The following is a 21061-nucleotide window of genomic DNA, read 5'->3' as shown; positions in this document are numbered from 1 at the left end:
ATTATAATCTATCTATGGCTTCCTGAATTTTTTCTTTGGTCACACATAACGAAAATCTAATATATCCCTCTCCATTACTTCCAAAAATGGTTCCCGGGGTAATGAAGATATCCTTATGATATAACACGTTATCTATGAATTCCTCCGAAGAATTAACACTCATGGGCAGTTTGGCCCAAACGAACATTCCAACGGCATGCTCATCGTAACTACAACCTAATTTATCCGCCAGTTTAAAGATTAGGTCTCTTCTCTCTTTATAGACTTCATTAAGGTTGCTATACCAGACATCCGTACTTTCCAACGCGGCCACAGCTCCCTTTTGAATTCCATAAAACATACCGGAATCCATATTGCTCTTTACCTTTAAAATAGCCTCTATAAAGGTGGAGTGGCCCAAAACAAAACCGACACGCCAACCTGCCATATTAAAGGTTTTGCTCAAGGAATTGAGTTCCAGACAAACATCCATGGCGCCATCTATGGCCAAAATGCTTTTGGGTTTGTCATTGAGCACAAAGCTGTATGGGTTGTCGTTTACCAAGAGAATTTGGTTTCTTTTCGCAAAAGCAATCAGATTTGAAAATTGTTCCTCAGTGGCAGTGGCCCCAGTAGGCATATGCGGATAACTCAACCACATCAATTTTACTCCGCTCAAATCCTGTGATTCCAATATATCCAAATCCGGAAACCAGCCATTTGATTCGGTAAGATCATAATATATCGGTTCAGCCTCTACCAATTTAGTAACCGAGGTATAGGTTGGGTATCCCGGATTGGGTACTAGAACGCCATCACCTTTATTGAGGAATGCCATGCTAATATGCATAATACCCTCCTTGGAGCCCATTAAGGGCAGTATTTCGTTTGCTGGATTTGCCATTACCCCAAACCTTTCCTTATAGAATTTGGCTATACCATTTCTTAGTTCCGGCAATCCTTGATAGCTCTGATACTGGTGCGCACCTTCATCTAAAATAGCACTTTGAACACTTTGAATTACCTCTGGTGAAGGAGCCAGGTCAGGGCTTCCTATACCCATATTGATGATAGGCCTACCTTTGGCCATTAGTCCCCGTACTTCCCTTAACTTCTTAGAGAAATAGTATTCCTTTACCGATTTTAATCGTTCGGCCGTTTCAATCATATCATGGCATTTTTATATTCCCCTAAAACTTTTATATCTTCCAACATGATATTCAATAGTGATTTGGCCTTGGCGAAATCACTATATTTTGTAAAGGTTACATCCACAAAAAATGAATATTTCCATGGGGTTTCTATAACTGGAAGCGACTGAATCTTGGTCAGGTTTAGGTTGCAATCGCTCATCACATTCAGCACCGTAGCCAAGCTGCCGCGCTTATGGTCCGTAAGAAACCGCAGGGAAGCTTTGTTTATTTCCTCCTTGGGAAGCTCCTTATTTTTTGTCTTTACAATAATAAAACGAGTAGAATTATTTTTAATGGTCTGGATGTTATCTGCTACGATGTCCAAATCATATAATTCGGCCGCAACCTTGGGTGCTATGGCCGCTACATGTTCCAATCTTTGCTCATGGATTCGCTTGGCCGTTTCGGCCGTATCCACATCCTCTATCAACCTTATACCGGGGTAATCCTTAAAAAATTCTTTACATTGGAGTAGCGCCATAGGGTGTGAGCTGACTTCTTTTATATCCTCAAATTTTTGCCCCTTCAACACCATTAAATTATGATGGATGTTCAAGTAATATTCCCCGATAATATGGAGGTTATTACGGTGCACCAACGCATAATTGGGAATGATTGAGCCGGCAATGGAGTTCTCAATGGCCATTACACCCTTATCGGCCTTCTTTTGTAGTAATTGGTCCACTACCGCATCGAAGGATAGACATTCTACCAATTCCAACTCCCCATCAAAATAGTCCTTCGCTACCTGATGATGATTGGACCCTTTTATTCCCTGTATAGCTATTCGTAACGCCACAACTTTTCCTAAAAAAAAAGTCCCGTTTTTCACGGGACTTTTATATTATATTTTTTTCAATACACTACAACAGTCCCGCACCTCTCTTAAAAAAGAAGTAAAAATAAAAACCGTTCCAGAAATATTGCTTTGTCATAATCTTTAAAACCGCGGCTAATGTAGTAATTATATTTAAATAGCCAAGAAAAGTCCTTAGACTTTTTTAAAAAATTAGAAAAAGAAGTGAAAATTTGATTTTAGCGAGAATCAAAACTTTAAGGCCAATCCAATTCCCTTATCGGAAGGAACTAACCTGTAGGTAGTCTTTCCTAAACTATCGTTGAATTCCAAAATAGCATTTTTCTTATTCTTATTGGCAAGGCAGTAAAAAATGGAACCTACCACTGCTGTACTTGCAAAACCAATGATTGGGGCCGTCGTTTCCTTGTCATTGTTCTCATTGACCAAGTACCAAATACCAAAACCCAAATTGGCGGTTGCGGCCGCGAAGGTTACCCCAAATTGTTTTTTGGATTTCGACCAATACACTTCCGAAGCTGGATTGGAATCCATGGCCATTCCAAATTCCTTCCAAGTCATTTTATCCTTATCCTGATAAAACTCATCACCCCACATACCTTGAAAAACGGTAATCTCTTGGGCATAGGATTGATTTGTATAAAATAGTATTGATAATAATGACGCAATGTATATTACTTTTTTCATGTTTTTTTTGTTTAAAGTTAAATAACATTAATTAAACAAAATGATGTTTGGTGGGCTTTAACATGTTTTTAATATGCTTCAATCTAATACATTTCCCAATTTATCCAAATATTCATTCAAAATGGAGGTTTCCAACTTTCCTTTTTGTTCTTGTCCATTTTCCAATAAAATATCTATCAATCTATTATATCCATATAAATCCGAGAGAATCAATTGTGCCTTGGCATATTGGTCCTCTTCATCTAGGGATAGGTAATACTCCAGATTATCCCTATATTTTTTCGACAAATCAATAAATAATTCATCTGCTCTTGCCTTTTCCCCCAATTTGTAATAACCGGACAAAAACGGTTCTACGAAAGTGGGATAACCATAAAATGCCAAAGGAATATTTTCCATGGTCATGTTTATCAGCTCTTTTGCTTTTTTGGGTTTATGTTCTTCCAATAGTTTTTCCAACAAACGGGCCAAGGCAATCCTATTGGTTACCCCAAACTGTTTCCTTGTTTGTGGGTCATGGTAAATATCCGCACTACCAGAATTTCCCCAGTCCCATGTTTTTACTATGTCCAACATTAAATCAGAATCTATTCTTCCCTTATCGAAAATATTTTCAGACTTGGTTTTTATCGGCACCAATTTATAGACCAGACCATCCAATTGCAAATAGTCGGTCATCCAAACATACTCGGAATCATCAAAACTACCACCGGAGAAATAAATGGGCCGTTCCCAATTATTGTTCGCAATAATATCCAGCATTAAAAGACTCCCTTTTCCTATTCCAGATTGTGGCAAGTCAATATCTATGTAATCCACAATTTTTAAGGCATCCTCCTCTTTTACAAGGCCGCTATCCAAAACTTTTTCTCTGTTTACAGGAACACGTAACTTATAGGTGGGATAATATATGGCGTTGAGATAGCCATTGGAATAACCACTGATATCGCGTCCTTGTTGTTGCAATAGATATTTTACTTTAGTTTGTGGAGCATCGCTGGAAATCCATTTCATAAAATCCTGTATGGACCATCGCTTATCCGATACCGGAGCATAATATACCACATCCCGGGTTCCGTAGCGATACTGCTCATGGGTAAGTTGGGAGGGTATGGCCGGACTTTCATATGCCTGTCTTTTCATTTGATCTATGTACCAGTCCGCATTAAAATAGGTTGTTACAATAACACGGGTATCCGTTCTATATTTTTCGATCTCCTGCGCATACCACAATGGAAATGTATCTATATCACCAATGGTGAAAAGAATGGAACCCACATCTTTTTGGGTGGAATCCAAGTACATTTTAGCCATTGTGAGTGCTGTATACCTTCCTGACCTGTCATGATCATTCCAATTTTCCTGCGCCATAAGCATAGGTACCGCCACAAAACACCCTAATAAAACAACCGGAACCAACAACTTTGGCTTCATATAGTTTATTAAAATTTTGAATACAGCATAAACTCCCAGACCGATCCAAATCGCAAACACGTAAAAGGAACCCACCAAGGAATAATCCCGTTCCCGAGGTTGAAATATGGGTGGATTGGTGTAAAATTGTATTGCCAATCCGGTGAAGAGAAAAAAAACACAAAGTATCCAAAACCGTTTCCGGTCTTTTGAGGCATGAAAAAATAATCCGCAAAGACCCAATATAAGAGGTAGAAAATAATAGGTGTTCCTTCCTTTGTTTTGAAGTTGCGCATCTGGCAATTTTTTCTGGTTTCCCAAACGAAAACCGTCTATTGCAGCAATGCCCGAAAACCAATCCCCATTACCGTCAAAACGTCCTTGTACATCATTTTGTCTACCCACGAAATTCCACATAAAATAACGCCAATACATATATCCGAATTGAAAATGAAAGAGATACTCTAAATTTTGCCATAAAGTTGGTGGGTGTACCTCCAAATAGTCCTTTGCATCCTCCAAAAATTTGATATATTCCTCCACTCCAATCCTATTATTTTCCAGTTGCTTCCTAATATTCCCAACGGCTTCTTGCAGTTCCCTGTTTTTTACATATTCAGGTTTTATTGAAAAATCCAACAAACCGTAATAGCGCATGTAGTTCTCTGCATTTTGATCGCTCCACATTCTGGGCAGCCACCCGGAATGGGCCTCGCTTGTGCCCTGCAAGGCCTCTTTATAATCATTTATGATTTCGTATTTACCCGTCTTTACATTCTTTTCATATTTAGGGCTATCGTCCTTATCCGGATGATTAGATGCGTATTTATCCGAATAATAGGCTCCATAAAAAGGGCTTTCGGCCGCGGGATATTGCTCCCTATTGTAATACGCCAATAAAGCCTTGGCATTGGCTGGGTCATTCTCATTGATTACCGTTTGGGCATTCGCCCTTATCGGCAACATGAACCAAGTAGAGCAGCCCAGCAACAAAAACATTATGGAAAGTAGTATTGTGTTTAGCTTGTAAAGCCTTCTTTTTATCGTATAACGGACCACCACCAGAAAGACGGATAAAATAACCAGTCCGAAAAGTAAACTTCCAGAATGAAAAGGCAGGCCAAAAGTATTTACAAAAAACACCTCTCCCCATCCAAAGAACTTTAGCAACAGGGTGAACGAAAACTTAAAGACCATCATAAGCATACCCACTGCCAAAAAATGGGCAGCCACAAAATTCTTGAAGGTAATATCTCTATATCTCTTAAAATAAAAAAGTAAGCCTATGGCCGGAATTACTAAAAACCCCATAAACTGAATACCAAAGGTTAGCCCCGTAACAAATGAAATAAGTAGCAACCAGCGATTGCCTCTAGAATCCCCTATATCATCAACCCATCTAAGGCCCAGCCAAAACAATAATGACAGGACTAGACTGGCCGTGGCGTACACTTCCGTTTCGGTAGCATTAAACCAAAAACTATCGGAAAAAGTAAAGGTTAAAGAACCAACCACACCACTACCCAAGACCATGATATCCGAAGCACGATTATGGGTCGATTTGTGCAAAAGGTCTTTTAACAGGCGCGTAATGGTCCAAAAAAGAAATAGTATGGTAAAGGCACTTGACAGCACGGATACATAATTTACCATGAAGGCAATTTGTGACGCATCTTTTGCAAATAGGGAAAAAAATGCTCCAAGCATTTGTAAAAAAGGTGCCCCAGGTGGATGGGCTATTTGCAGTTTTGCGGAAGCGGAAATCAACTCACCCGAATCCCAAAAACTTACAGTGGGTTCCACCGTTAAGGAATACACGACAAGTGATACGGAAAAAACCGTCCACCCTAGAACGGTATTCCACTTCTTAAATTTATTTTCCAACATATACCAAATCCTTTTCTCAAAGGACTTCAACGAAGGGAAAAAGGCAAATTAAAAAACGTTGTATTTATAGACTAGTACCCGTACTAATTTTTGAATTTTCTCAGCAATTCCGTTCTTGAGGAGATATTCAGCTTTTGATAGATATTGGTGATATGGGTCTTTACCGTACTCGGACTGATAAACAGTTCACTGGCAATTTCCTTATTACTCCTGCCCATTAGAATCAATTGGCGAATATTCTGTTCCTGTCTGGTAAGGGACTCCTTGGGATAGAAACCTTTTTTCTTGAACCGAAACAACGCTACCGTTAGTCCGAAAAGCAATAGTATTAGTCCTAGATTCGCCATTTTACTCCAACTATATTTTTGCTCTACGTCGGCAAGTGTTAAAAAAGCCATCCTACGGGATAAGAATTGATACTCCTCTGGCTTCATATCGCTTTTTTGTAATTCCGTTAAAAGGGAAGTGTAGTATTTTGGGTTTTCGGCTATATCCTTGTCCAATAGTCCCTTTTCTGCCAATTGTTGAATTCCTATTAATTTGACTATTAAAATTTTCAGGGAATCCTTTTTGTAAAACTCCAACTTTGCCGTATATGCCTCGGTTATTGTATCCTCTACCGACCGGCCCATAGGTTCTTCCTCCTGTATTGGGAAAGCCATTTCATTGGAACCAGACGTATTTCGTGCAGAAGCCATGCCACCAGAACTGCATATGGCCGTAATTGGGCTAAGGTAGACCCCGAGCAATAACATGCAAAGTAAAAGCGGTGTTTTCACTTTTCTAAAAATTAGGTACCATAAAGTTACAAAATATGACTCATTGTCCATCTTGTACGGACCCAACAAGAAGTTCAGGTTGATAAATCAATCCCTAAAAATCAACCGACCATTAAAAATTTCTTGGACATCCACATTCTCAGGGCGATTAAAGGAAATAACATCGCCATTTCCACGAATAGTTCCAGAAATGGATTCTTGGGGGTTGACCAACATATCGTTGCTTCCTCTGTGATTAATTGAGACCGTCTGGGCCAGTAACTCCCGTGCCTCTATTCTAGAATCGCCCGCTGCAATGTTCATGTTTAGGTTTTGGGTAGCCCCTCGCAAGTTAAAATAGGCTATACCATTTACGACAATATTTAAACTCCCCGTATTTAAATCCAAATTAAATTCCCCATCCGTGGTTTCAGCTTCCGGGACTACAAAACTTTCTGAAAGTAAAGTCAAACTTGGATAGGCCAACACCCCATCACTTTTTATGGGAAGACCCGTGCTACTTCTAATTTCCGTAATGTTCGGTGAGGTCACATAAACGGTTGTTAAACCATACTCCCTAAAAAGATTACAGCCATTCGCGTTGCGTAAAATAAGTCGGTCACCCTCCACCGCTAAGGAGACTTCCTCCCTAAGGTTTTCACCAGTCTCGAGTTCCACTTTTTGCGTATCCCCTTCTGATAGAACAAGCGCTACTTTTTCGAATACCGTTATCTTGGTGAATTCAGGCAGCACTATTTCCTCTCGCACCAAATCACCAGCTGTTTGTAAACAATCCGGTGCGTTTTCCGAATTGCAGGATGAATTAATACAAAGCATCAAAACCATAAAAACTGTTTCTATGGAAACAAATACCCTTTTTATGTTTGTATTTAGGTTTTTCATGAATTACAATCTAATTCCTACACCAAATTCCACGGCCTCGGCTGCTGCCCCGTGCGATTTCAGGGTAATGGCACCGAATATTTTGTTTCCAAAATATCTTTTCAATCCGATTCTATTATACATTCTTCCTTCAAAATCAAATGGATAATACACATAATAACCTAACTGGGTAATAATAGACATACTATTGATAAATAGTTCGTGACCTAAAAAAACGCCAACCCTTTTATAATCATCATCGGGCCTTACGTCCATCTCAGGAAATGACGTGCCCTGAAACCGAATCAACTCCTTCAAAAAATTAGAAAAGAACACATCCCCTCCCAGCTGAATGGCACTTTTCCTCCCCAATCGCTTATCCGCATAGACGGAGAAAATAAAGAATCCGTATTGCCCTGAATCGATTACATCACTCTCATTAAGTCCTCCCCTTAAAATCAAATTATATTTTACGGGCTCGCTAATTTTCTCCCTATCCGAAGTATTGATATAGGACAATTCCTCTCCTCCGTCCAAATCATAGGTAAGGCCCATATTTAAAGCAAAGGTATTCGTGGAAGTATTCGGGGACCTAAAATTACCATTGGAATAATGGATGACAGAAACCCCAGCTTTAAAGCCCAATCCTGCAATAATGTTTTCTTTATGGTAGTTGACCATGAGATAGGTAGAACTCATAAAGTCCGAGCCATAAGCATTGTTCCTAAAGTTTTCGACTTTATCATACGGATTGGTCGTGTAGGCAATACCCTGTCCTATCCTAAACTGGATATTTCTTTTAAGGAAGTAAAAATTATAGTGCGCATATAGCCCAAAATTCCTCCCCAATGTAGCATTATTCATATCCTGATAAATGAACGAGGCACCATAATCCGGATAATTATAGAGTTCCTCCCATTCTTGGGAACCATAGGTTTTCCGATTGTAACCCAAAATAAAACCACCGGGGTGGTTGGCAATTAAATGGGAAATATCAGGGTTATGAAGTAAGATCGAGCCATAGAATTGGCTAAAATCCAAGGTATGTTTTTTGATTTCCGAATTTTGGGAAAAACATAGCGTTCCCAAAAGGGACATTAACAAAAAACATTGCTGTTTCATGGGGGTCAAAGGTAGTAAAGTTGGTTGTTAGTTTTTAGTTATTGGTTGATTGTATTTCCCAATTAAAACTGAAATTATTACTTGTACTCCTTTAAAGAGTCCTATAACTAAGGGCCTAACTTAAAAAACCTCTTTCGCAATGGCTTTAATATTGTCCGATTTTCCCATAGAATAATAGTGCAAAACGGGTACACCTGCCGCCTTAAGCTCTTTGGATTGCTGAATGGCCCACTCTACTCCTATTTGTCGTACTTCCTTATTGTTTTTGCAGTTCTCCACTGCATCAATCAAATCCTGAGGAATATCAATACGGAATACCTGTGGCAACAATTGCAAGTGTCGCTTAACCGCAACCGGCTTTATTCCCGGTATTATCGGTACATTGATACCCAAATTTTTGGCAGCCTCCACAAATTCAAAATACTTTTGGTTATCAAAAAACATTTGAGTTACTACATAATCGGCTCCGGCATCTACCTTTTCCTTTAAGCGCTTTAAATCTGTTTGTAATGATGGTGCCTCCAAGTGCTTTTCGGGATATCCCGCTACTCCAATACAGAAATCGGGATAATCATCAGAGGTAATTGTTTCATGTAAATACTGACCATGACTTAAATTCCGAATCTGTTCCACCAACTCCTTGGCATAACAATGTCCGCCTTCCGTAGGGGTAAAATATCGTTCCTCCTTTATGGAATCTCCCCTGAGGGCCATCACATTGTCAATACCCAAATAATGGCAATCCACCAAAACGTATTCGGTTTCCTCCTTGGTAAAACCACCACATAATAAATGTGGAACGGTATCCACATGGTATTTATGCTGAATGGAAGAACAAATCCCCACCGTTCCAGGTCTCATACGGGTCACCTTCTTTTCCAAAAGTCCACCTTTGTCAATATATACATACTCTTCCCTGGATGTGGTCACATCAATAAAAGGCGGTTTAAATTCCATCAGAGAATCTATATTATCATACAGTTCCTGTATACTTTTCCCCTTAATCGGCGGTATCAATTCAAAAGAAAATAAGGTCTTTCCCTTAGCCTGTTTTATATGTTCCGTTACTTTCATTTAGTAAGATAACTTATCACTTTATTTTTTTGGCGTTCCCTAAAGGTCGGGCTTTACGCTATATTTTTATAAATCTACAATTTATAAAAGATGCCGCTTCAATCCCTAACGCATATCAATCATCCGCAATATTTGGTGCGAGCCATTTTTTAGCCTTTTCCAAACTGATTCCTTTTCTCTGGGCAAAATCGGCCACCTGGTCCTCCTTAATTTTTCCCAGACCAAAATATTTTGCTTCTGGATTTGCAAAATAGTATCCCGAAACCGATGCTGCCGGCCACATGGCCAGACTGTCCGTTAGCTTTACCCCTATTCTTTCCTCTACTTGAAGTAGTTCCCAAATGGTCAGTTTTTCCAAATGATCCGGACAGGCCGGGTATCCCGGTGCCGGACGAATTCCTTTGTATGACTCCTTGATCAATTCCTCATTGCTTAAATTCTCATCCTTGGCATAGCCCCAGTACTTGGTTCTCACCTCCTTATGCAAATATTCCGCAAAGGCCTCGGCCAAACGGTCCGCCAGGGCCTTCACCATAATGGAATTATAGTCATCCAAGTTCTTTTCAAATTCAGCGGCAATTTCAGCAGTTCCAAAACCTGTAGAAACACAGAAAGTCCCTATATAATCTTGGACACCGCTTTCCTTTGGCGCAATAAAATCGGCCAATGCGTAATCTGCAACGCCTTCCCTGCGCTGTAACTGTTGTCTCAGGGTTCTAAATACATAGGTATTTCCATCACTGGGGTTCATGACCTCGATATCATCGGTGTTCACCGTATTTGCCGGAAACAATCCAAATACAGCTTTTGCTTTTAGCTGTTTCTTATCCAAAATTTCCTTCAACATCTTTTGGGCATCGGCAAAGAGATTGGTGGCCTCTTTCCCCACGACATCGTCGGTCAATATATCGGGATATTTTCCATGCAATTCCCAGCTTCTAAAGAAAGGGGTCCAATCAATGAAGGAAACCAATTTATCCAGCTCTTGATCCTCTATCACCTGTGTCCCCAACATATGAGGTTCCTTTATTTTAGTACTACTCCAGTCGATTTTAAACTTATTCTCACGGGCCTGAGCTATCGTTTTATATTCCTTCTTCACGGAACGTTTCAAAAACTTGTCCCTAAAGTCATCATAGTCTTCCTTAATTCTCATTTTGTAAGCCGCGGAAGTTTCTTTCTGTAAAAGATCGCCAACGACGGTTACGGCCCTGGAAGCATCGTTTACATGGACCACGGCCTCCTTATATTGTGGGTCTATTTTTACGGCCGTATGTGCCTTACTGGTGGTTGCCCCACCAATCAACAACGGAATACTGAAGTTATTGCGCTGCATTTCCTTGGCCAAGTGTACCATTTCATCCAAGGAAGGCGTAATCAACCCACTAAGACCAATAATATCCACCTTTTGTGCTATGGCCTCGGCAATGATTTTCTCCGGTGGTACCATTACCCCCAAATCAATAATCTCATAATTGTTACATGCCAATACAACACTGACAATATTCTTTCCAATATCGTGGACATCCCCCTTCACGGTCGCCATCAGTATTTTTCCATTGCCTTCCGAATCCCCTTCCTGCGGATTGGCCAATTTCTCCTCTTCAATATAGGGCAATAAATAGGCAACGGCTTTTTTCATGACCCGGGCAGATTTCACCACTTGGGGCAAAAACATTTTACCGCTCCCGAATAAATCTCCGACAACATTCATTCCGGTCATCAAATGACCTTCAATGACTTCAATAGGTTTGTCAGATGCCTGTCTGGCTTCCTCTACATCCACCTCTATATACTGGTCGATTCCTTTGACCAAGGCCCTTGTAATTCGTTCCTGCAGGGGTTCCTCTCTCCAAGAATTATCCACTTTGCTTTCCTTGGCCTTACCTACAACGGATTCCGCAAATTCCAATAATCGTTCGGTTGCATCCTCCCTGCGATTCAACATTACATCCTCAACATGCTCCAGAAGGTCTTTGGGAATATCATCATAAACCTCCAACATTGTTGGGTTTACGATACCCATGTTCATGCCAGCCTTAATCGCATGATATAAAAACACGGAATGCATGGCCTCCCGAACTGGATTATTACCACGAAATGAAAAAGAAACATTACTTACTCCTCCACTAACACTACAATAGGGTAAATTTTCCCGCACCCACTTAGTTGCTTTTATGAAGTCCAACGCATTGAGTTTATGCTCATCCATACCCGTGGCTACCGGGAAGATATTGAGGTCGAAAATGATGTCCTCTGGCGGAAAACCAACCTGGTCCACCAAAATATCATAGGAACGTTTGGCGATTTCAATACGTCTTTCGTAATTGTCTGCCTGGCCTACCTCATCAAAAGCCATAACGATGACCGCAGCCCCATATCGCTTTATCAATTTGGCGTGATGTATGAATTCGCCTTCGCCCTCCTTCAAGCTTATGGAATTAACCACACATTTTCCTTGTACAACTTGTAATCCTGCCTCAATAATTTCCCATTTGGAACTATCGATCATAAGAGGCACTCGGGCAATATCAGGTTCGGCAATGACCAGATTCAAAAACTTGACCATCGCTGCTTTCCCATCGATTAGACCATCGTCCATGTTGATATCGATAATCTGGGCTCCTCCTTCCACCTGTTCCCTGGCAACATCCAAAGCTTCCTCAAATTTTTCCTCTTTTATCAGCCGCAGAAATTTCTTGGAACCTGCCACATTGGTCCTTTCCCCTACGTTAATAAAATTACTTTCTGGTGTCACCACCAAAGGTTCCAGACCACTAAGTTTAAGGTATTTTTTTTGTTTGCTTTCCATATCTATACCTGCTCTACCATTAATGGTCTTGGCTTGTAATCCTTAACCAAATCAGCAATTGCTTTTATATGGGCGGGCGTAGTTCCACAACAACCTCCAATAATATTGATTAACCCTTTATCCAGATACTCCTTAATTTGACTCGCCATTTGTTCCGGATTTTGGTCATATTCTCCAAAAGCATTGGGCAGTCCCGCATTGGGATGGGCCGATATTCCGAATTCACTTTTTTGGGACAGGACCTCTAAATGGGGTACTAAGTCCTTAGCTCCCAAGGCACAGTTAAATCCAACAGATAAAAGGGATACATGGGATACGGAAATCAAGAAAGCTTCTGCCGTTTGTCCTGTTAACGTTCTACCGGAAGCATCGGTAATGGTTCCGCTAATCATGATAGGAACGTCTATATCTCGTTCTTCCTTCACCTCTTCTATAGCAAATAAAGCGGCCTTACAATTTAAAGTGTCCGTTATGGTTTCTATCAGCAAAACATCCACACCACCATCCAACAGCGCTTCCACTTGTTGCTTATACGCTACGCGTAATTCTTCAAAAGTGATGGCCCTGTAACCAGAGTCGTTTACATCCGGGGACATACTGGCTGTTTTATTTGTAGGTCCCATGCTACCTGCCACAAAACGTGGTTTTTCGGGGGTTTTCAACGTGTATTCTTCGGCGACTTTTTTAGCGATGACGGCCGATTCATAATTCAAGTCATACACAAAATCCTGCATTTCATAATCCGCCATGGCAATGGTGGTGCTGGAAAAAGTATTGGTCTCAATGATATCCGCCCCGGCCTCGAGATATTTACGATGTACCTCCGCCAAAGCTTCTGGCTGCGTAAGGGCCAACATATCGTTATTGCCTTTAACATCAATATGCCAATCCTTAAATCGTTCACCACGAAAATCCACCTCTGTGAACTTATATTGCTGCAACATGGTGCCCATCGCACCATCCAATACCAAAATTCTTTTTTGAATTTCCTCTTTTATATTGCTCATTTCTGTTTCATATTGGACGTTATAACCTCCTATTTTAAATCAATTAAATGTAACGTAAGGAATCAAGAATAGGAATTTGAGCTAAGCCTTTTGGGGTTATCTTTCCCGATAGCATTCGGGATAGAACGTAGCACCTACTTACCTACTGACCAAATCAGACTAGACCAAGGGTTGCCAAGGCTTCAATGGGTCTATTCCCTCCACCTTTCTTGATAACAATACAGTTTTTAAAAGAACTGGGGCAAAGTAACGGCTCTACCCGTTCAAAACCAAATAATCATTTTGTAAAGACCTTTCCATAACAAAAAACCCTTCAATTAGTATTCTTGAAGGGTTCCTTAGTCGTTTTAAAAATTACTATGCTATACTTTGAACCACTTCTTTTTTTGCTTCTTTTTTGGAACCGTCAAATCCTTCCACACCTCCAACAGTTGTATATTTCATAACATAGCGTTTTCCAGGATTGACAACTTGATAGGCATACTGACACATCACAGCGGCCTCGTGAAAACCGGAAAGTATCAATTTCAATTTACCTTCATAGGTATTTACATCCCCAATGGCAAAAACACCAGGCAAATTGGTTTGATAATCCTTGGCATTGTTCACCTTAATAGCGTTCCTCTCAATTTCCAATCCCCAATTCCCAATAGGCCCTAATTTTGGGGACAATCCGAATAGCGGAATAAAATTGTCCACCTCTAAATAGGTCTCGCCCTTTTCTGCGTCATTATGTTTAACGACAACGGCTTCCAACTTCTCATCGCCATATAATTTTTTAACCTCGGCTTCCGTAAATAATTTTATTTTACCCAATTTGGCCAATTCCGATGCTTTCTCAACAGAGTCCAAGGCTCCTCGGAATTCATTTCTACGGTGAACCAAGGATACTTCCGAAGCGACATCTGCCAAGAAAATGGCCCAGTCTAGGGCAGAATCTCCTCCACCGGCAATAACCACCTTTTTACCACGATAGACCTCAGGATTTTTGACCATATAGGCCACGCCTTTATCCTCAAAATCCACAATATTGGAAATAGGAGGCTTCCTAGGCTCAAAAGAGCCTAAACCGCCTGCGATCACCACAACTGGTGCATGGTGCTGAGTACCTTTATTGGTAGTAACAATATAGGAACCATCTTCTTGTTGGTCCAAGGTTTCCGCCCGTTCTCCCAAGGTAAATCCGGCTTCAAATGGCTTTATCTGTTCCATAAGATTATCCACTAATGTACCCGCCAATATTTCCGGAAAAGCTGGAATATCATAAATCGGTTTTTTGGGATAAATCTCCGAGCATTGACCACCAGGCTGTGGCAATGCATCGATAAGATGGCATTTTAATTTTAGCAGTCCTGCTTCAAATACGGTAAATAATCCTGTTGGGCCTGCACCTATGATTACAATATCTGTTTTTATCATACTTCTTAATTAGGATTTAGTGGTTAGGAGTTAGCTGTTTAGCTAAAAAAATCTTTTATCTATTCACTTAGAACTTTTGACTCTTTACTATCTACATATCGTTTTTTTATTTCGATAAGCTTTTGCCGATGTCGAACCACTTCCCCAATAATAATGATGGCAGGGTTGGACAATGTATTCTTCTTTACTTCGTCTTCTATGTTGGAAATAGTTCCTACACCTATTTTCTCGTCTCTCGTCGTTCCGTTTTGAATAATGGCAATGGGTGTTTCGTCTTTCCCTTCTTTTTTAAAAAGCGAAACGATTTCAGATAACTTGGACATGCCCATGAGAATGACCACCGTAGCATTACTTTTGGCCGCCAAGGCTACGTCTCCTGATAATTTATGCTGTTTTGTTGTTCCTGTAATGACCCAAAAACTCTCCGATGCCCCTCTTTTAGTAACGGGAATATTTTGATGGGCAGGAACACTTAAACTGGACGAAATCCCAGGAACCATGGACGTTTCCAGACCGTGGGAAGCTGCAAATTCCATTTCCTCGGCCCCACGCCCAAAAACAAAGGAATCCCCTCCTTTTAGCCGGACTACGTGTCCGTGGGATTTGGCCCTGGAAACAATAAGCTCATTTATCTGGTCCTGCTGATAGGTATAACACCCTTTTCGTTTTCCAACGAATATCTTTTCCGCCTGTTGGGCATATTGCAAAAGTTCTTCGTTAACCAGGGCGTCATACAAAACCACATCGGCACTTCGCAGGGCCTTTATCCCCTTAAAAGTTATCAATTCAGGATCGCCCGGTCCCGCTCCCACAACAGTTAACCTCCCTTCCTTTTGGAAGGGAGTGCTTACTGCTGCTGCGATTGTTTTTTGATTGGGTTGTTTGTTAAACTGCATTTTAAACTTGCGCTAATTCTTGTTCCCTATACTTTTCAACGGTTTCCAAAAACAATCTTGCATTTTTCAAATATGATGTGGCAAATTCTTTCGTTGGCTCATTCTTGTTTATTTGTAGCACCATAGTTTCAAACCCACCCTCTACGGCAATTCTACCATCCGCAACAAATTTCTCGTCAAAATCCTTGATGATACTTGCGTGTGTATTCACCTTCGTATTTTCTGATGTCAATAAGGCCTTGGCCGAATTTACCATGGAGGCATAGGCATAATAAATACTGGCCGCCCATTTTTCCTCCTCAAATTTCTCTTGGGCATTCTGAATCTTTTCCTCACTTTCAAAAAGCAACGTCGCAATCAAATCGATGACTACCCCTGCGCATTCACCTACTCCGATAGCTTTTTCATATTTTTCAGTATTTCCCCAATCGATGAAATCATCGGCAGTTAAATCATCGACACTGGATAAATGGGTCAAGAAATCGTAGAAATACATTTGTCCTTTTTCGGCATAATAATCAGGAAAAGATTTTCCGTTGCCGTTAGCATCAAAATCGTCCAATATTAATCGTAAGGCTTCAGGTCCTCTTTTACTTGGCACTTTTACAACCTTATCCGCAAATCTTCCATTTCCATTTCCATAATTTCCGCCTCCCAATAATACCTGCAAAGCAGGAGCTACCAATTTATCCTTGGTTCTAACGGACATCCCCTGAAAACCTATATTGGCCATATTGTGTTGCCCACAGGCATTCATACATCCGCTTATTTTAATGACGACATCCGGATTTTCAATATATTGTGGATATTCTGCTTTTATTACCCGTTCCAGCTCCTCCGCTATTCCCGTACTGCTCGCAATACCCAGGTTACAGGTATCCGTTCCAGGACAGGCGGTAATATCCAGTGCCTTATTGTAACCTGCCTCGGCAAAACCTAGTTTTTTTAGTTCCGTGAAGAAAAATGGAATGGCTTCCTCCTTTACATAGGGAATCAATATGTTTTGGCGCAAGGTCAACCTAAACTCACCAGCAGCGTACTTCTGCACCAAATCCGCCAACAATCTGGCCTTATCAGTATAAAAATCCCCTAAAAGTACCTTTATGCCAATAGCTACAAAACCACCTTGTTTCTGTGGTACAATATTGGTCGATTTCCATTTCTCAAATTCCTTGATATCGTCGATTTCTACTTTTGGAGCTTCGAGCTCGGAAACTTTTATTTTAGGATATGCCAAGGCATCGATAGGATAGGCTTTAAAGGGAATTGCCTTGCATTCTTCATCAATCAGTTTTCTAAAACCATCCAAGCCCACATCTTTCAACAAGAACTTCATTCTGGCTTTTGCCCTGCTTTTTCGTTCCCCATAACGGTCAAAAACACGGACCACTACTTCCATCAAAGGAATTATTTTATCCGAAGGCAAAAATTCATACAGCATATCGGCATGTCTAGGTTGAGATCCCAAACCACCTCCCAACATCACCTTGAAGCCTTTTATACCTTCCTTGACTTTGGCAATAAAACCAAGGTCGTGCATGTAGGAAAGTCCGGTATCTTCATCCGAAGCGGAAAAGGACACCTTAAATTTTCGTCCCATTTCCTGACTGACGGGGTTTCTAAGAAAATATTGAAAAAGCGCATGGGCATAGGGCGATACATCAAAAGGCTCCATGACATCGATTCCTGCAGTTTCACTGGCCGTGACATTTCTTACGGTATTTCCACAAGCTTCTCGCAAGGTAATATCGTCTTTTTCCAGCTCCGCCCAAAGTTCAGGAGTTCTGTTCAAATCCACATAATGGATTTGAATATCCTGCCTTGTCGTAATATGTAGCCTACCTCTGGAATACTCATCGGAAACCTCACAAATACGGTGCAATTGTTTAGATGTCACCTTGCCATAAGGCAACTTAATCCTGATCATTTGCACTCCCTGTTGGCGCTGTCCATAAACCCCTCTGGCCAACCGTAGACTTCGGAATTTCTCCTCGTCCAACTTGCCTCCATGGAATTCATGAATCTTTCGCTCCAGTTCCAGGATATCCTTTTCAACAATCGGATTTTCTATTTCTGTTCTAAAACTCTGCATTGCTCTTTAATTATTTAATCTTGTCGCACCCCTTCGATTTATTACTTTAATACTAATCCTATCGATTTAATATATTTTAAATCAAAACATACTGGACTTTAATTCATTACAGGAGCCACGACTAACTTATAAAACCTGCTCCTACAGTATTATTGGATTGGGTATCGATAAGAATAAAAGAACCATTGGTCCTATGATTTTTGAATTTGTCATAAAATATGGGCTTGTTCAATCGGAAACTTACCTCCGCTATATCATTCATTCCCAAAGCTTTGGCTTGGGTATCTATGCCGGAATAATCAGGTGCAATTTTATGATGTACTTGATCTACCTTGGCCAATACCTTATTCACCCCATGCTGAACCACATATTTGTTCCCAGCCGCCAACGGCTTGGAATCCATCCAAGAAATGGTAGCAGTAAATTGCTTTTCTATGGTTGGGAGGTCATTGGCCTTGACCAACATATCACCCCTGCTTAAATTAATTTCGTCTTCCAACGTTATGGTCACAGATGACCTTCTGGAAGCCGTTTTATATTTTTTATCGTAAACATAAATATCCTTGATTTTGGACCTTGTTTGTGAAGGTAGGGCGACTACCTCATCACCCACACTCAACTCACCTCCGTACACCTTACCTGCGAATCCCCTAAAATCATGATGTTCTTCCGTTTTTGGACGAATAACATATTGCACAGGAAAGCGTGGCGTACCCACATTTGAAACCGCTGCAAGATCCAATCCTTCCAAATGCTCCAATAAAGTTTCCCCTTTATACCACGGAGTATTTTCGGATTTATTCACCACATTATCACCCTTTAGTGCACTGACCGGAACAAAGGTGATTTTTTGATCGGCATAATCCCGTTTTTCCATCAATTTTTCAAAATCGGCCTTAATTTCATTGTATCGCTCCTCAGAAAAATCGACCAAGTCCATTTTATTAATGGCCACCACCACTTCCTTAATACGAAGAAGGTTATTGATGAAAAAATGCCTGTTAGTCTGCTCAATGACCCCTTTACGGGCATCAATCAAAATAATGGCCGCCTGAGAGGTAGAGGCACCCGTTACCATGTTTCGGGTATATTCCACATGTCCTGGGGTATCAGCGATGATATAACTTTTTTTCGCAGTGGAAAAATAGATATGGGCTACATCTATGGTAATTCCCTGCTCCCGCTCCGCTACCAACCCATCCGTAGCCAAGGAAAAATCCAAATAATCATATCCTTTTTGCTTACTGGTCCTTTCTATGGCTTCGAGTTTATCCGAAGTCAGGGATTTGGTATCGTAAAGTATCCTTCCAATCAAGGTACTTTTACCATCATCCACACTACCTGCCGTTGCTATTTTTAGTACTTCCAATTTCGTTGTTCGTTGTTAGTTCATAGTTGTTGGTGTTATTCGCAAATACTATCAACGAACAACCAACAACTATCAACCAGGTTAAAAATATCCTTGTTGTTTTCTTTTTTCCATGGCGGCTTCGGAACGTTTGTCGTCTATACGGGCACCACGTTCTGAAATGGACGAATCCCTAATTTCGGCTACCACCTTATCTATACTAATGGCATCCGAAAGAACTGCTGCCGTACAGGACATATCCCCTACCGTTCTAAAACGAACCATCCGTTCTTCCACGACCTCATCCTCGTCCCTGAATACAATTCCATCCTCGGCAGACCATATCATACCGTCCCTAAGAAAGGTCTTACGCTTATGTGCAAAATAGATGGAAGGAATTTCTATTCCTTCATACTTTATATAGGACCAAACATCCAGCTCCGTCCAGTTGGAAATAGGGAAAACACGTACGTTCTGACCCAACTCGATCTGACCATTTAACATATCGAACAATTCCGGTCTTTGGTTTCTTTCGTCCCATTGTCCAAAATCGTCACGAACAGAAAATATCCTTTCCTTGGCCCTTGCTTTTTCCTCATCCCTACGGGCACCTCCGATACAAGCATCGAACTTAAACTCTTCAATGGCATCCAATAGCGTCGTTGTCTGCAAACTGTTTCTACTGGAATATCTTCCAGACTCTTCCTTGACCTTTCCTTGGTCAATAGAGTCCTGGACATTCCTTACGATAAGTTCCAATCCCATTTCCTTCACCAAGCGATCTCTAAATTCTATAGTCTCTGGAAAATTATGCCCAGTATCAATATGCATCAAGGGAAAGGGAATTTTAGCGGGCCAGAAGGCCTTTTGGGCCAACCTTACCAAAGTAATCGAGTCCTTTCCTCCCGAAAACAATAAAACCGGTTTTTCAAATTGTGCAGCTACCTCCCTCAAAATATAAATGGCCTCGTTCTCTAGGGCATTGATATGGGCGGTATTCTCACCGATTTCCGTTGGTACTTCCAATTCTTTTACTTCCATAGGTATTTTTTATGTATGCAATCCGCACTCCCTATTGGCCAAAACCTTGGTGGGATCAAAATAGTTATGTTCATTGGGAAGATCGAACTTCCTTAAATAGGTATCTAATTGGGTATCACTATAATGATAGAAAGGACTTACTTTTAGCACTCCGTCCTTGCTCAAACTTAAAATATCCAAACTATCGCGCAAAGCTGTCTGACCTTTGCGCAAGTTCGTAAACCAAACATCCGGCTTAAAGTCTGCCATGGCCCTGGCAAAAGGTTCCAATTTCACCTGCTTGGTAAATTCCTCATGTCGGGGATCATCTATTTGTGGAATTCCCATTATGGCATCCCTATGGGCAGAGGTCTGTCTGGGAACATATAGTTTGATGTTCAACTGTAACCTTTCAATTAGCTCCTCCGCATGTTTGTAGGTCTTTGGGGTATTGTACCCCGTATCGCACCAAATCACAGGAATATCCTGACTTACTTGCGATACCGCATGTAAAATAGCGACTTCATAAGGCCTAAAATTGGTAGTAACCACTGGCGTATTACCGTGTTTCACGGCCCAAGAGATGATTTCCTCTGGTGGTATACCCTTGAATTGGGCGTTCAATTGTTGAATTTGAGATGTTGTTAATGCCATA

General features: G+C 40.8%; 16 protein-coding genes and 1 riboswitch. All 16 genes read right to left on the bottom strand.

The features are described 5' to 3' along the window. Window position 1: 1 nt before the first annotated feature. The gene (locus CJ263_RS13355; protein ID WP_094997732.1) at window positions 2-1147 is read right to left on the bottom strand and encodes a pyridoxal phosphate-dependent aminotransferase; all 1146 of its coding nucleotides are present in this window, start codon (window positions 1145-1147) and stop codon (window positions 2-4) included. Further along, window positions 1144-1971: a prephenate dehydratase gene (locus tag CJ263_RS13350; RefSeq protein ID WP_094999248.1), complete on the bottom strand. Its 828-nt coding sequence runs from the start codon at window positions 1969-1971 to the stop codon at window positions 1144-1146. Before CJ263_RS13350 ends, CJ263_RS13355 begins: the two co-directional genes overlap by 4 nt. A gap of 246 nt (window positions 1972-2217) precedes the next feature. After that, entirely contained in the window at window positions 2218-2676 is a 459-nt protein-coding gene (locus CJ263_RS13345) for a hypothetical protein (protein ID WP_094997731.1), read from the bottom strand. A 78-nt stretch (window positions 2677-2754) separates the two neighbouring features. Further along, on the bottom strand, window positions 2755-5976 hold the full coding sequence (locus CJ263_RS13340; RefSeq protein WP_094997730.1) for a glycosyltransferase family 117 protein: 3222 nt from the start codon (window positions 5974-5976) through the stop codon (window positions 2755-2757). A gap of 83 nt (window positions 5977-6059) precedes the next feature. Then, complete coding sequence (locus tag CJ263_RS13335; RefSeq protein WP_199768148.1) at window positions 6060-6755, bottom strand: response regulator transcription factor; 696 nt, start codon at window positions 6753-6755, stop codon at window positions 6060-6062. Between the two features lie 87 nt (window positions 6756-6842). Further along, window positions 6843-7637 (bottom strand): head GIN domain-containing protein, encoded by a 795-nt coding sequence (locus CJ263_RS13330; protein WP_094997729.1) that lies wholly within the window; start codon window positions 7635-7637, stop codon window positions 6843-6845. A gap of 3 nt (window positions 7638-7640) precedes the next feature. Continuing rightward, window positions 7641-8738: an acyloxyacyl hydrolase gene (locus CJ263_RS13325; RefSeq protein WP_094997728.1), complete on the bottom strand. Its 1098-nt coding sequence runs from the start codon at window positions 8736-8738 to the stop codon at window positions 7641-7643. 120 nt (window positions 8739-8858) lie between these two features. After that, entirely contained in the window at window positions 8859-9812 is a 954-nt protein-coding gene (metF, locus tag CJ263_RS13320) for a methylenetetrahydrofolate reductase [NAD(P)H] (protein ID WP_094997727.1), read from the bottom strand. A 115-nt stretch (window positions 9813-9927) separates the two neighbouring features. Then, complete coding sequence (gene metH, locus CJ263_RS13315; protein ID WP_094997726.1) at window positions 9928-12624, bottom strand: methionine synthase; 2697 nt, start codon at window positions 12622-12624, stop codon at window positions 9928-9930. Window positions 12625-12626: 2 nt separating this feature from the next. After that, window positions 12627-13631: a homocysteine S-methyltransferase family protein gene (locus CJ263_RS13310; protein WP_094997725.1), complete on the bottom strand. Its 1005-nt coding sequence runs from the start codon at window positions 13629-13631 to the stop codon at window positions 12627-12629. Window positions 13632-13724: 93 nt separating this feature from the next. Further along, a riboswitch (SAM riboswitch) is annotated at window positions 13725-13850 on the bottom strand. A gap of 138 nt (window positions 13851-13988) precedes the next feature. Continuing rightward, on the bottom strand, window positions 13989-15050 hold the full coding sequence (locus tag CJ263_RS13305; RefSeq protein WP_094997724.1) for an NAD(P)/FAD-dependent oxidoreductase: 1062 nt from the start codon (window positions 15048-15050) through the stop codon (window positions 13989-13991). A 59-nt stretch (window positions 15051-15109) separates the two neighbouring features. Continuing rightward, window positions 15110-15946, bottom strand: a complete 837-nt coding sequence (cobA, locus tag CJ263_RS13300; RefSeq protein ID WP_094997723.1) for a uroporphyrinogen-III C-methyltransferase — start codon at window positions 15944-15946, stop codon at window positions 15110-15112. Window position 15947: 1 nt separating this feature from the next. Next, window positions 15948-18038, bottom strand: coding sequence for a HEPN domain-containing protein (locus CJ263_RS13295; RefSeq protein WP_094997722.1), 2091 nt, complete (start codon window positions 18036-18038; stop codon window positions 15948-15950). Between the two features lie 121 nt (window positions 18039-18159). Continuing rightward, window positions 18160-19407: a sulfate adenylyltransferase subunit 1 gene (locus tag CJ263_RS13290; protein ID WP_094997721.1), complete on the bottom strand. Its 1248-nt coding sequence runs from the start codon at window positions 19405-19407 to the stop codon at window positions 18160-18162. Between the two features lie 81 nt (window positions 19408-19488). Continuing rightward, window positions 19489-20427, bottom strand: a complete 939-nt coding sequence (gene cysD, locus CJ263_RS13285) for a sulfate adenylyltransferase subunit CysD (RefSeq protein ID WP_094997720.1) — start codon at window positions 20425-20427, stop codon at window positions 19489-19491. Window positions 20428-20436: 9 nt separating this feature from the next. After that, entirely contained in the window at window positions 20437-21060 is a 624-nt protein-coding gene (locus CJ263_RS13280; protein WP_094997719.1) for a phosphoadenosine phosphosulfate reductase domain-containing protein, read from the bottom strand. Between the last annotated feature and the right edge of the window lies 1 nt (window position 21061).

Origin of the sequence: Maribacter cobaltidurans (assembly GCF_002269385.1) — a bacterium.
In the GTDB taxonomy this organism is placed as follows: Bacteria; Bacteroidota; Bacteroidia; order Flavobacteriales; family Flavobacteriaceae; genus Maribacter; species Maribacter cobaltidurans.
This window is presented reverse-complemented; position numbering and strand designations above follow the sequence as displayed.

What these genes read in the sequence shown, in the direction of transcription:
- CJ263_RS13355 (WP_094997732.1), bottom strand. Translation starts at nt 1,147, where the DNA reads ATGATTGAAACGGCCGAACGATTAAAATCGGTAAAGGAATACTATTTC.
- CJ263_RS13345 (WP_094997731.1), bottom strand. Translation starts at nt 2,676, where the DNA reads ATGAAAAAAGTAATATACATTGCGTCATTATTATCAATACTATTTTAT.
- CJ263_RS13340 (WP_094997730.1), bottom strand. Translation starts at nt 5,976, where the DNA reads ATGTTGGAAAATAAATTTAAGAAGTGGAATACCGTTCTAGGGTGGACG.
- CJ263_RS13330 (WP_094997729.1), bottom strand. Translation starts at nt 7,637, where the DNA reads ATGAAAAACCTAAATACAAACATAAAAAGGGTATTTGTTTCCATAGAA.
- CJ263_RS13325 (WP_094997728.1), bottom strand. Translation starts at nt 8,738, where the DNA reads ATGAAACAGCAATGTTTTTTGTTAATGTCCCTTTTGGGAACGCTATGT.
- metF (WP_094997727.1), bottom strand. Translation starts at nt 9,812, where the DNA reads ATGAAAGTAACGGAACATATAAAACAGGCTAAGGGAAAGACCTTATTT.
- metH (WP_094997726.1), bottom strand. Translation starts at nt 12,624, where the DNA reads ATGGAAAGCAAACAAAAAAAATACCTTAAACTTAGTGGTCTGGAACCT.
- CJ263_RS13310 (WP_094997725.1), bottom strand. Translation starts at nt 13,631, where the DNA reads ATGAGCAATATAAAAGAGGAAATTCAAAAAAGAATTTTGGTATTGGAT.
- CJ263_RS13305 (WP_094997724.1), bottom strand. Translation starts at nt 15,050, where the DNA reads ATGATAAAAACAGATATTGTAATCATAGGTGCAGGCCCAACAGGATTA.
- cobA (WP_094997723.1), bottom strand. Translation starts at nt 15,946, where the DNA reads ATGCAGTTTAACAAACAACCCAATCAAAAAACAATCGCAGCAGCAGTA.
- CJ263_RS13295 (WP_094997722.1), bottom strand. Translation starts at nt 18,038, where the DNA reads ATGCAGAGTTTTAGAACAGAAATAGAAAATCCGATTGTTGAAAAGGAT.
- cysD (WP_094997720.1), bottom strand. Translation starts at nt 20,427, where the DNA reads ATGGAAGTAAAAGAATTGGAAGTACCAACGGAAATCGGTGAGAATACC.
- CJ263_RS13280 (WP_094997719.1), bottom strand. Translation starts at nt 21,060, where the DNA reads ATGGCATTAACAACATCTCAAATTCAACAATTGAACGCCCAATTCAAG.